This window comes from Streptomyces sp. SID13666 (genome assembly GCF_010548325.1).
In the GTDB taxonomy this organism is placed as follows: domain Bacteria; phylum Actinomycetota; class Actinomycetes; order Streptomycetales; family Streptomycetaceae; genus Actinacidiphila; species Actinacidiphila fildesensis.
Map to the genome: position 1 here is coordinate 21,881 of NZ_JAAGLX010000014.1, position 12,795 is coordinate 34,675.

Sequence of the window (12,795 nt, forward strand, 5' to 3'; positions counted from 1 at the left end):
TTGGGTCCTCCTCTTCGGCCGCTACCGCCGGTCAAGCGATAGCAAGCGCTTTCTTCTCTGGCACGCTAGCCGGAAGCGGGCCGATCCGACAAGGTGAGAACATGTCCGGCAACGGGCGGTGCGGTCCCGGGACGGCCAGCAGGAGGTACGGACGCAGATGGCAGTGACCCTCGCCGATGTCGCGGCGCGCGCCGGGGTGTCGTCCGCGACCGTCTCGCGTGTCCTCAATGGCAACTACCCGGTCGCGGGCAGCACGCGCGACCGCGTCCAGCGGGCCGTAGAAGACCTGGACTATGTGGTAAACGGGCAGGCCAGAGGCCTCGCGGCCGCCACCTCCGACCTGGTCGGAGTACTCGTCAACGACGTCGCGGACCCGTTCTTCGGACTGATCGCGAGCGCCGTCCAGGCCGAGATCAGCGACGCATCCGCACCCGGCGGCGGCAAGCTCGCGGTGGTCTGCAACACCGGCGGCTCCCCCGAGGCCGAACTCACCTATCTCACCTTGCTGGAACGCCAGCGTGCGGCCGGAGTGGTGATCACCGGCGGCGCGGTCGAGGGCGCGGAGCACAGTGCGGCGGTCGCCGCCCGGCTCGCCCGGCTCGCGGAGTCCGGCACGCGGATCGTGCTGTGCGGACGGCCTCCGCTGGAACAGCCGGCCACGCAGATCCCCGTCGCGACCGTCGCGTTCGACAACCGGGGCGGCGCGCGGCGGCTCACCGAGCACCTGCTCTCCCTCGGCCACCGCCGGATCGGGTACGTCGCGGGTCCCGCCGACCGCACCACCACCCGGCACCGGCTGGAGGGCCACCGGGCGGCACTGGCGGACCACGGCCTGCCGGCCACCGGTCCCACCGTCGACCGGCTCACGGTGCACGGCTCGTACGACCGCTCCTCCGGCTACGACGCGGCGCTGGAACTCCTGCGCAGGGAACCCACGCTGACCGCCGTCATCGCCGCCAACGACACCGTCGCGCTCGGCGTCTGCGCGGCCCTGCGCGACCAGGGGTTGAGCATTCCGGACGACGTCTCGGTGGCGGGCTTCGACGATCTCCCGTTCAGCGTGGACACCGCGCCGGCCCTGACCACGGTCCGCATCCCGCTGCAGGAGGCGGGCGCCCGGGCCGGCCGCCTCGTCATGGGGCGGCAGGCCGCGCCGCCCGGCGGCCTCGCGACGATCCGCACCGAGCTGATGGTGCGGGCGTCCACGGCACCGCCGCGGGCCGGGTCCGCCTGAAACGAGGCCGAGGGGTTCACGGGACGCCCGGGAGGCCGTCCGGGAGGCCGTCCACGAGGGCGTCACGGGGTGTCCGCAGGGGCGCCCGGAAGTTATCCACAGGCCTTTTCGCGGTGCCGTCGCGGGCTTACTTTTGACTCAGGCAAAGGAATTTCGACGGTGAATGCCGAGGTGCCCCCATGGCCGTGCAAGAGATCCGCGCGTTCAACCGCTTCTACACCAACCTCATCGGCGCGCTGGACTACAGCCGCCATCTGCATACTCCCTACACGCTGACCGAAGCGCGGGTGCTGTACGAGCTGGCGCACTCCCGGCGGACCGACGCCGCCGACCTCCGGGTGGAACTCTCGCTCGACGCCGGGCACTTGAGCCGCATGCTGTCGAAGTTCGAACAGGACCAGCTGGTCACCCGTGCGCCGTCCGAACAGGACGCCCGGCGGCAGCGCATAGAGCTGACCCCGCAGGGCCGGGAGGCGGCCACGCTGCTGGAGAAACGGGCGGAGGACGCCGTCGGGTCGCTGCTCAGCGATGTGCCCGAGGAGGACCGCCCGCGGCTGGCCGAGGCCATGCGCACCGTCCGGGAGATACTGCGCGACGACCACCCGCCTGCCCCGGCCCGGATCGAACTGCGCGGACCACGGCCCGGCGACCTGGGCTGGGTGATCCAGCGGAACGCGGCGGTGTACGCGGCCGAGTTCGGTTGGAACAGTGAGTACGAAGCACTGGTGGCACGGATCGTGGCGGACTTCGCCGCCGATCCGGATCCCGGGCGCGAGGCGCTGTGGATGGCGGAGCTGGACGGTGTGCCGGCCGGCTGTGTGTTCTGCGTCCGCGACGAGGCACCCGGCGTCGCGCGGCTGCGGCTGCTGCTGGTCGAGCCGGGTGCGCGCGGTCATCGCATAGGCGACCGGCTGGTGGAGCGGTGCATATCCTTCGCCCGCGGGGCCGGCTACCGCGAGCTGGTGCTGTGGACGAACGATGTGCTGGGGGCGGCCCGGAAGATCTACCAGCGGGCCGGCTTCGAGCTCGTCGCGGAGAAGCCGCATCACAGCTTCGGCAAGGACCTCGTGGGACAGGACTGGCGCCTGGTGCTTTAGGCCGGATCGCGGCGGCGCGCGCCGAGAGCGCCGTGGGAGGTTGACCATGCCCTGCGTGGTGCCTAGTGTCCGCCGGATGAAGCTCGCGTTCTCCACACTCGGCGTCCCCGCACTCCCCATCGAGCAGGTCGTCCGCCTCGCCGCTGAGCATGGTTTCCACGGTGTGGAGATCCGGGCCAACGCCGAGGAACCCGTCCACACCGGCCTGTCGGCGGCGGAACGGAGCGCGGTCGTGGCCGAGTTCGAGAAGTCGGGGGTGGAGATCCTGACGGTGGCGGCCTACGCCAAGGTCGCCGCGCCGGGTGACGACGAGCCGGTGCTGACGGACCTGCGGGCCAACCTGGCCCTCGCAGCCGATCTGGGGGCTCCGTTCGTGCGGGTCTTCCCCGGCGGTGGGGAACTGCCTGCGGCGGAGGCGGACCTGTACGCCGCACGGCGCCTTGCGGCGGTCGCGCCGGACGCCGCCCGCCTCGGGGTGAAGGTGCTGCTCGAAACGCACGACTCGCACCCGACCGGAGCGGACGCGGCCCGGATCATGGGGCTGGTCGGGCACGGCAGCGTGGGCGTGATCTGGGATGTGATGCACACCTGGCGCGGTGGTGAGCAGCCGTCCGAGACCTACCCCGTACTCGCCCCGCACCTGGGGTACGTGCAGGTCAAGGACATCGCCTCGGCCGAGGACACCACCCCGCTGCCGCTCGGGGAGGGTGTGCTGCCGCTGGCGGAGACCGTGGAGGTACTGAGCCGGGGGGACTGGGACGGCTGGCTCTGCTGGGAGTACGAGAAGCGCTGGTACCCGCAGGTCGCGGATCTGCCGGAGCTGCTGTCACCGGCCCGGCAGCATCTGTCCCGGCTGCTCGCCAACTCGGCATGACACCGGGGCCGGCCGTGCGCCGGTCGCGGGGCGGTCCGTGGGGGTCCTTGGGAGTCCTTGGGGGAGGTCGGTCCATGCCGGCAAGTGCGCATGCGGGGCCGGTCCATGCCAGGGGCGGTCCGTGCGCTTTCGGCCAAACGGCGCATCACACACTGCCCGGTGACCTCGGCCGGCCCGACGATGGAGCCATGTTCAGCCACCGCACGGAACCGGTCGTGGAATCCGCCCGTCCAAGCCACATGCTGCTGATAAAGCTCCGTAGAGCCGTGTCGGTCGCGGTGCTGGCCGCGTCACTGACAGCCCTGTCCACCGGCTGCGGTCAGGACCGGTCCGCCACCGGTGCGCCGCCTTCCGACAGTGCCGGGGGCGACCACAGCCCCAGCACCTCGGGGACGGGGGTTCCACCGTCGACCGGTGGTTCTCCGTCGGGCAGTCCGTCGTCCGCCGGCACCGCGACCACCCCCGTCCAGTCCGGGGCCCACGGGATCGAGTCCCGGGTCGTGTACCTCTCCGCCGGGGTGCGCAGGCCGCCCGCGGTCCACTCGGTGGTCAACAGCGAACTCGAGCTGTCCCGCTTCCCGAGCTGGTTCGCGGGGTCCGATCCGGCGGCGGCCCGCGAGATCGCCCAGCGCACCCAGAAGACGGACTTCTCGCGCAATGTGCTGGTGGGCTGGGTGGAGACCACCGGCTGCAGCCAGGCCACCGGGGCCGCGCTGCTCGCCAGTGGCGACCGGCTGACGCTCGGGGTCAGCCAGCCGAAGCCCAAGCCGGAGTGCCTGGTCGCCTATCAGGTCACGGTGGTCTTCGAGGTGCCGCGCGACCGTATGCCGAAGCATCCGGTGTTCGGGACCGGAGGTGCGGCGGCCACCGCGCCCAGCCCCGGCACGACGGTGGCGTTCACGTACCTCAATGGCGCGACCGCCCAGAGCCAGGGGCTCAAGGGCTCGGAAGTGACCCAGCCCGCCCAGCTGAACGCCTATCTGGCGGGTCTGCCCGCCGCCGGCGCCTCGGCCGTACGCACACAGCTGGCCGCGCATTCGCCGAAAAGCGGTGAACGGCGCTTCGGATTCAAGCTGTCCGGCTGCCGGTCCACCGGCGCCGCGCTACTCATCACTCCCGAGGGGCGGGTATCGGCGTCGCCGACCGGAGGCGAGAACATCCGCTGTATCCGGCCCGAGATCTACGCGGCGGTGCTGGCCGTCCCGGTGAATGTGCTGCCGACTCGCGTCACAGCCATTGACTGACGAAAACTTTCCGGCTATCCGTTTCAACTGAAGAAAACTTTCAGCGTGCTCATCTCCTCCAGCCGGAAGGAGTTCGACATGCACCACCAACCATCCCGCCGCACCGTTCTCGCCACCGCGGCCGCCACCGCTGTCACAGCGGGCGCCTTCGCCGCCGGCGTCCCGTCGGCCCAGGCCGCCGCCCCGGACCGCAGGCTCATCCGCGCGATCATCGCGCGGATGAGCCGTGCGGAGAAGGTCGGCCAGCTCTTCGTGATGCGGGTCTACGGCCATTCCGCCACCGCCCCTGACCCTGCGGACGTCGCCTCCAACCAGAGCGAGATGGGCGTCTCCGACGCCGCCGAACTGATCGCCAAGTACCACCTCGGCGGCATCATCTACTTCAGCTGGGCGCACAACACCCGGGACCCGCACCAGATCGCCGACCTCTCCAACGGCATCCAGCGCGCCGCGCTGGCCCACGGGACTCCGATCCCACTGCTGATCTCCACCGATCAGGAGCAGGGCGCGGTCGCCCGGATCGGCTCACCCGCCACGCTCTTCCCCGGCGGGATGGCGCTCGGCGCCGACGGTGATCCGCACGACGCCCGCGCCGCGGCCCATGTCGTCGGCACCGAGCTCGGCGCCATGGGCGTCAACCAGAACTTCTCCCCGGTCTCCGACGTGAACATCAATCCGGCCAACCCCGTGATCGGCGTACGGTCCTTCGGCGCCGATCCGCAGGCCGTCGCCGCTCTGGCGGCAGCCCAGGTCAAGGGGTACCAGGGGGCCGGGATCGCCTCCACCGCCAAGCATTTCCCCGGCCATGGCGACACCGGCACCGACAGCCATTTCGAACTGCCGGTCATCACCCACTCGCTGGACGAGTGGCGGCGGATCGACGCCCCGCCGTTCCGCGCCGCGATCGCTGCCGGGATCGACTCGATCATGACGGCCCACATCCTGGTTCCCGCGCTCGACGACTCGGGGGACCCCGCCACCCTCTCCCGCCCCATCCTCACCGGGATCCTCCGGGAGGAACTCGGCTACGACGGCGTCGTGATCACCGATTCGCTCGGCATGGCCGGTGTGCGGCAGAAGTACGGCGACGACCGGGTGCCGGTGCTCGCCCTCAAGGCCGGCGCCGACCAGCTGCTGAACCCGCCGCTTCTCGACGTCGCCTGGAACGCGGTGCTCGACGCGCTGACGTCCGGGGAGATCACCGAGCAGCGGATCGACGAGTCCCTGGTCCGGATCCTGGAACTCAAGGCCCGCAAAGGCCTGTTTCGCAATCCCTATGTCACGCATCAGGGCGTCGACCGGGCGGTCGGCATCCGTTCGCACCTCGCGACCGCCGACCGGATCACCGACCGTACCGTCACCCTGCTCTCCAACCCCTCCCGGGTCCTGCCGCTGCCGCGCCGCGCCCACCGGAATCTGCTCGTGGTCGGCGCGGATCCGGCCGCGCCGTCCGGCACGGGTGGCCCGCCGACCTCGGTTCTCGCCAAGGCGCTCACGGACCTCGGCCACCCAGCGCAGGCGCTGCCCACCGGTACCGCGCCCGGCCAGGCCGTCATCGACGAGGCCGTCGCGGCCGCCCGCGGCAAGGACGGCGTCGTCATCGGCACGTACAACGTCACGGCGGCCGCGGCCGGCCAGATCGCCCTGGTGAAGGCACTGGTGGCGACCGGCATCCCGGTCGTTCAGATCGCCCTCCGCAATCCGTACGACATCGCGTGGCTCGGCGGCGTCGCGGCCGGGCTCGCCGTGTACGGCTGGACCGATGTGTCGATGCGCGCGGTGGCCCGGGTCATCGCCGGCAGAGCGGCTCCGACGGGCCGGCTGCCGGTCGCGGTGCCCCGCGCGGACGATCCTGAAAAGGCGCTCTATCCGATCGGACACGGCCTGAAATACCGGTAGTCGGGGCTCCCGGGAAACACATCGGGTCGGGAGTCGGACCGTCCGGGAAGGTGCCGGACCAACCCGGAGCCGGCGGGCCCTCCCCTCCGCCGGTTCCACCCCCTACCCTGACGTATGGGTGCATGTTGCCCGGGGGAAGCCTAGGGGGGCCTTCATGCGCGGGTACGGCCATTTGGGATCGTTTCTGCACGCCGCGGTGGTATCGGCCGCCGTCCTGTTCGCACTCGCCCTCCTCGCCGCGCTCGCGGCTTGCACACCGTTCCGGGGGACGGCTGGCGGCGGTTCGGGGGCGGGAACGGCCGCCCCCTCACCCACCCTGAAGCCCGCGGGCACGGATACGGCGTTCCTCGCGGAAGGCGCGTGTGCGCAGAGCGATCCGCTGGGCTCGTACCGGGAGGTGGCGTGCTCGGACCCGAACGCCATCGCCGAGGTCACGGTCCGGTTCTACGGTCTGCTGCTGGATGCGTCAGCACCGGCGTCATCGCCGGCCGCCGGACAAGCCGCCTCGACAGCCCCCACGGTGCGGGCGGGAGACCGCTGTCCGGAGACGACGGACTTCGTCCTGTCGGTGTCGTCCGGCCGGTCGCCGGGGTACGCCTGCATGCGCAAACGCGACGGCCCGCACCCCGGTGACCCGGGGGCGGGCGGTGGTCCGCGCACCATCGTCGGCGACTGCGTCTACACAGCGGGTGCCGGCCAGGTGAAGGAGACGGCCTGTGACCGTTCCAGCCGGAACAAGCCCGGGTACCGGGTGGACGCGATCGCAGCTGAGCGCGCCCAATGCCCGCCGGGAACGGCGCTGTTCGTGAACGTCGGGCCGGCGGGCGTCGGATGCGCCCGCCGGCTGTGAACCACGTCCTTGCTCGGATCACGCCCTGATCTCCGAACCCGGGACCAGGGCCGGGTCCGGCGCTACAGCGGGTGGCGCTCCATGACGTCGTTCGGTACGTCGAGCTTCGCGTCGAACGAGGGGGCGAGCGTCGTGGCCGGGGTGACGCCCGCCCACTTCAGCACCTCCGCGGTCGCCTTGGCGTTGTCCGCGGGCTTGAGCGCGGCGATGTTCGCGCCGTGGTTCGCGCCCGGCGCCCACATCACGAAGGAGTCCTTCGCGCCCTTCCCGAGACGGAACGGTTCTGCACCCCATGGGTCGTTCGTTCCGTACACGAACAGCATCCGATGGGCGTGGTGCTGCACCCAGTTGTCCACATCCGGCATCGCCGACGGCTTGAAGGTCATCGGGATGGACCGGGGCACGTACGAGCGCGGCTGGTAGATGCCCGGGTAGCGCAGCAGCCCCTTGAGGTGCGGGGTCGCGAAGGTGGGCGCGCCGAGCTGCGTGCCGGCCTGGTAGTAGTACGGCGTGTAGTACTCCAGGCCCTGGTCGGTGTAGAAGTCGAAGCCGGAGATGGTGTCGATGAAGGTGTACAGCTCATCGGTGGTCGCGGTCGGCTTGGGGACGGTCGGGCACTCCGACTCCAGGTGGTACTGCCAGAACGCCCACACCAGGTCCAGCACGACGTTCTCGTACGCCTTGTCGGCACTGCCCACGGTGGTGAAGGTCAGCGCGTTGTCGTCGGCGTACTTCTGGTAGCGGGCGACGATCTCGTCCCGGCGTACCAGCGCCTCGCGCTGCACGGCGTTGAGCGCGGCACGGCAGTCGGCGTTGCCGACGGTCTTGAAGAACTCCGTGTAGGCCGAGTCCTCCTTGTTGACCACGTCATTGGGCGCGACATAGGCGACCGTGCCGTCCATGTCGTTCGGGTAGAAGCGGCGGAAGTAGGTGGCGGTCATGCCGCCCTTGCTGCCGCCGGTGTCGATCCAGTTCCGGTGGTAGATCCGGTCCAGCGCCTGGAAGATCCGGTGCTGGTCGCTGGCCGCCTGCCAGATGTCGAGCTTGGACCAGTCGGCCGGCTCGGCGGGACGGGACGGCGTGAAGAACCGGTACTCCATGGAGACCTGGTTGCCGTCGATGAGCCGGGTCGGCTCCGAGCGGCTCGCGTTGGTGGAGAGTCCGTAGCCGGAGGTGAAGAAGACCGTCGGGCGGTCGGTCGCCTTGTGGAGCACCGTCAGCCGCTGCTGGAAGGTGCCCTTCCAGGGGCGGAGGTGGTCGATCGGCTGCGTGTAATGGAGAACGAAGTAGCGGTAGCCGGTGACCGGCTTCTCCTCGATGAGGGTCATCCCGGGTATCGCCAGGATGCGGTCCTTGATATCCGCACTCGCCGAATCGACACTCGGCGAATCGACACTCGCCGAATCCGCGGCGGTGGCCGTCCCCGTCGCACCGGCCCCGACCGCACCGGTCGCGCCGACGAGCAGCATCAGTGACAGCAGCCATCTGAGCGCCTTACGCATGCACCCTCCCCTGGGTTCACGGACGTTGCCGCGAACCTAGGGGAGCAACGGTCTTACCACCAGAGGGCCTTGGGACAGTGAAATATCAGGCGGCGGCCCGTACTTCACCGACGAATGTGCGCCACAACCGGGCGTATCGCCCGTCCGCGGCGAGCAGTTCGTCATGCGTGCCGTCCTCGATGACACGGCCGTGGTCGAGCAGGACGACACGGTCGGCGCGCGAGGCCGTGGTCAGCCGGTGCGCGACGACGAGCGTGGTGCGCCGCACCGCCAGCCGGTCGGCGGCCTGGTTGACCAGCCCTTCCGTGGCCAGGTCGAGCGCGGCCGTCGCCTCGTCCAGCAGCAGGATGTCGGGATCGACGAGCTCGGCCCGGGCCAGCGCTATCAGCTGCCGCTGCCCTGCGGACAGGTTGCGGCCGCGTTCGCTGACCAGGTGCAGATAGCCGCCGTCGAGCGTCGCGATCATCTCGTGCGCGCCGACCGACCGGGCCGCGGCCTCGACCTCCGCGTCCGTCGCGTCCATCCGTCCGTACGCGATGGAGTCGCGCACCGTTCCGGCGAACAGGTAGGGCTCCTGCGGTACGACGCCCAGCCGCTGCCGGTAGGCCGTCATGTCCAGTTCGCGGATGTCGGTGCCGTCGACGAGGACACCGCCGCCGGTCGGGTCGTAGAACCGGGCGACCAGCTTGACCAGCGTGGACTTGCCCGCGCCCGTCTCGCCGACGAAGGCGACCGTCTGCCCGGCCGGGATGTGCAGGTCCACGCCGCTCAGCGCCTCGGCGCCGTCCCCGTACCGGAAGTGCACGTCCTTGAAGGTGATCTCGCCGCGCAGCGACGGGACGGCCAACGGACGGGCCGCGGCCGGGGTGGTGCTCGGCACCCGCAGCAGTTCACGGATCCGGCCGAGCGACACCGACGCCTGCTGGTAGCCGTCGAAGACCTGCGACAGCTGCTGCACCGGCGCGAAGAACAGATCGATGTAGAGCAGGTACGCGACGAGCGCGCCCGCGGTCAGGGTGCCCGCGCCGACCCGCTGGGCGCCGACGATCAGCACCAGCGCGGCCGCGCCGCTGGACAGCAGCTGGACGAACGGGAAGTACACCGAGATCAGGAACTGTCCGCGCACCCGGGCTTCGCGGTACGCGCTGCTGCGCTCCGCGAACCGGACGGCGCCGACGCGCTCACGGCGGAACGCCTGCACGATGCGCAGCCCGGCGACGTTCTCCTGCAGGTCCGCGTTGACGACGCCGACGCGTTCACGGGCCAGTTCGTACGCCCGGACCGACTTGCGCCGGAACACCCAGGTGGCCAGGACGAGCGGCGGGAGCGTCGCGAAGACCAGCAGCGCCAGCTGGACGTCCAGGGCGAGCAGCGCGACCAGGATGCCGAAGAAGGTGAGCACGCTGACCAGGGCGGTGACCAGTCCGGTCTGCAGGAATGTCGACAGGGCGTCGACATCCGTGGTCATCCGCGTCATGATCCGGCCGGTCAGCTCACGCTCGTAGTAGTCGAGCCCGAGCCGGTGCAGATGCGAGAAGATCTTCACCCGCAGCGTGTAGAGGACGCGCTCGCCGGTCCTGCCGGTCAGCCGCGCCGATCCCCACTGCGCCGCCCACTGCACGACGACGATCACCAGGCCGGCGGCCGAGGCCGCCCAGACCGCGCCGAGCGCGGCCTCCCGGACACCGGAGTCGATGCCGTGCCTGATCAGCACCGGCAGCATCAGTCCGGCGATGGCGTCCGCCGCCACCAGCAGCAGGCTGAACAGCAGCGGGGTGCGGAAGCCGCGCAGCAGGCTGCGCAGCCCGAACTCCTCGTCGACGATGCGGGCCTGCGCCTCGTCCACGTCGGGTGTGTCGGTGGCGGGTGGCAGCGCTGCCACCTTCGCGAGCAGATCGGGCGAGGCCGGCATCCCGGCCATCGCGGCGGCCATGCCGGCGGGTCCACCCGCCGCCGGAACGATGGGAGCCGGGGCGGCTCCGTTCTCCCGTGCCTTCCCCGTAGCGGGCCCGTCAGCGGGGTGCGGTTCCCTGGGCCACAGCTCTGCCGTCACGCTGTCGGACACCGTGGATCCGTTGATCCTGCCCGTTCCGTTGAACCGGTCGGACCCGTTGAGCCTCTCGGACCCGTGAGCCTCTTCGGATCCGGATCCGGATCCGGATCCGGGTGCGGTGGCGGTGCGCTCCGCCAGTCCGGTCGCGGCGCCCTCGCCCGACCAGGCGGCGGCGAGCACACCGGCCGGGTCGGCGGTGACGACGTCCGCGCCGAGCGCGTCCGGGTCGGTCAACAGCTTGCGGAAGAGCGCGGAGCGCTCCTCCAGCTCGTCATGGGTGCCGATGTCCGCCAGCCGGCCGTCCTCCAGGACGGCGATCCGGTCGGCGAGCGCCAGCGTCGAGCGGCGGTGGGCGATCAGCAGCGTCGTCCGGCCGGTCACGACCTCGCGCAGCGCGTCGAAGATCTCCGCCTCGACCTGGGCGTCGACCGCCGAGGTCGCGTCGTCCAGGAGCAGCAGCCGCGGGTCGGTCAGGATCGCGCGGGCGAGGGCGACGCGCTGCCGCTGGCCGCCGGACAGGGTCAGGCCCTGTTCGCCGACCACGGTGTCGTAGCCCTCGGGGAGCGCCTCGATGAACTCGTGGGCCTGCGCCGCGCGGGTCGCGGCGAGCACCTGCTCATCGGTGGCGTCCGGGTGTCCGTAGGCGATGTTGGAGCGCACGGTGTCGGAGAACAGGAAGCTGTCCTCGGGCACCATGCCGATGGCGCCGCGCAGCGAGTCGAAGGTGAGGTCGCGGACGTCCTCGCCGCCGATCCGCACCGCGCCGCCGGTGGCGTCGTAGAAGCGCGGCAGCAGCAGCGAGACGGTGGACTTCCCGGAGCCCGAGGCACCGACGACGGCGACGGTCTCACCGGGCTCGACGCGCAGCGAGAAGTCGGCCAGCACCGGCCGCTCGGGGTCGTAGCCGAAGGTGACGTGGTCGAACTCGACGGTGGCCGCGCCCTCGGGCAGCGTCCGGGTGCCCTCCTCCAGCGTCGGCTCGGTGTCGATCAGCTCCAGGACGCGCTCGACGCCGGCCCGTGCCTGCTGTCCGACGGTCAGCATCATGGTCAGCATCCGCACCGGGCCGGTGAGCTGCGCGAGGTACGTGGAGAACGCGACGAACGTGCCGAGCGTGATCTGCCCGCGGGTCGCCATCCATCCGCCGAGCGCCAGCATGCCCACCTGGCCGATCGAGGGCACGGCCTGGAGGGCCGGGCTGTAGCGCGCGTTCAGCCGGATCGTGCGGAGCCGGCCGGCGAACAGCTTCTTGCTGACGCCCTCCAGCTTGTCCATCTCCTGCTGCTCCTGGCCGAAGCCCTTCACCACGCGGACGCCGGTGACGGAGCCGTCGACGATGCCCGCGACGGCGGCGGCCTGCCCCTGGGCGTACCAGGTGGCCGGGAAGAGCCGCTTACGGCTGCGGTCGGCGATGAACCACAGGGCGGGGGCGACGGCCAGCGCGACGAGGGTGAGGAGCGGGGAGAGCGTGAGCATCACGATCAGGGACAGCACGAACAGCAGCACGTTGCCGATCATCATCGGCAGCATGAAGAGCAGGCCCTGGATGAGCTGCAGGTCGCTGGTGGCCCTGCCGACCACCTGGCCGGTGTCCAGCTCGTCCTGCCGCCGGCCGTCCAGCCGGGTCAGCGAGCGGAACATGTCGCTGCGCAGGTCGTGCTGCACATCGAGGGCGAGCCGGCCGCCGTAGAAGCGCCGCACATATGTCAGGACGTAGACGGCGACGGCCGCGACCACCAGCACGATCGCCCAGGGCAGCAGTGGACGGTCGTGTGCGAGCACCACGTCGTCGATGATCAGCTTCGGCACCAGTGGGACGAGCGCGGTGACGGCCATCCCGCCCAGTGACGCGCCCAACGCCAGCAGTACGTTGCGGCGGTACCGCCAGCAATAGCCGACCAACCGCCGCAACCAGCCCTGCTCCGGCTCAACCTTCGCCGATGTCACCCGGGTCCTCCCACTGATCCACGACTACCCGACGCTGCAACACGCTGGCGTGCGAATTTCATCCTGCTGCAACAAACCGCAGCCAAAGAGGGGCC

Annotated in this window: 8 protein-coding genes; 6 read left to right on the forward strand and 2 right to left on the reverse strand. The window is 70.9% G+C overall.

The window, feature by feature from the left end:
- Positions 1 to 157 precede the first annotated feature (157 nt).
- From G3I60_RS19565 to G3I60_RS19590, 6 genes are all read left to right on the forward strand, one after another.
- Positions 158 to 1,234: a LacI family DNA-binding transcriptional regulator gene (locus tag G3I60_RS19565; protein WP_164298389.1), complete on the forward strand. Its 1,077-nt coding sequence runs from the start codon at positions 158 to 160 to the stop codon at positions 1,232 to 1,234.
- A 179-nt stretch (positions 1,235 to 1,413) separates the two neighbouring features.
- On the forward strand, positions 1,414 to 2,331 hold the full coding sequence (locus tag G3I60_RS19570) for a helix-turn-helix domain-containing GNAT family N-acetyltransferase (RefSeq protein ID WP_164298390.1): 918 nt from the start codon (positions 1,414 to 1,416) through the stop codon (positions 2,329 to 2,331).
- Between the two features lie 76 nt (positions 2,332 to 2,407).
- Positions 2,408 to 3,205, forward strand: a complete 798-nt coding sequence (locus tag G3I60_RS19575; protein WP_138355068.1) for a sugar phosphate isomerase/epimerase — start codon at positions 2,408 to 2,410, stop codon at positions 3,203 to 3,205.
- Between the two features lie 188 nt (positions 3,206 to 3,393).
- Positions 3,394 to 4,449, forward strand: coding sequence for a hypothetical protein (locus G3I60_RS19580; protein WP_164298392.1), 1,056 nt, complete (start codon positions 3,394 to 3,396; stop codon positions 4,447 to 4,449).
- A 78-nt stretch (positions 4,450 to 4,527) separates the two neighbouring features.
- The gene (locus tag G3I60_RS19585; RefSeq protein WP_164298393.1) at positions 4,528 to 6,348 is read left to right on the forward strand and encodes a glycoside hydrolase family 3 protein; all 1,821 of its coding nucleotides are present in this window, start codon (positions 4,528 to 4,530) and stop codon (positions 6,346 to 6,348) included.
- Between the two features lie 154 nt (positions 6,349 to 6,502).
- Entirely contained in the window at positions 6,503 to 7,198 is a 696-nt protein-coding gene (locus G3I60_RS19590) for a hypothetical protein (RefSeq protein WP_164298396.1), read from the forward strand.
- A 62-nt stretch (positions 7,199 to 7,260) separates the two neighbouring features.
- Here G3I60_RS19590 and G3I60_RS19595 read toward each other — a convergent pair whose 3' ends face one another.
- Together G3I60_RS19595 and G3I60_RS19600 are read right to left on the reverse strand one after the other, a co-directional pair.
- Entirely contained in the window at positions 7,261 to 8,700 is a 1,440-nt protein-coding gene (locus tag G3I60_RS19595) for a S28 family serine protease (protein ID WP_164298398.1), read from the reverse strand.
- Between the two features lie 85 nt (positions 8,701 to 8,785).
- Positions 8,786 to 12,700, reverse strand: coding sequence for an ABC transporter ATP-binding protein (locus tag G3I60_RS19600; protein WP_164298400.1), 3,915 nt, complete (start codon positions 12,698 to 12,700; stop codon positions 8,786 to 8,788).
- Between the last annotated feature and the right edge of the window lie 95 nt (positions 12,701 to 12,795).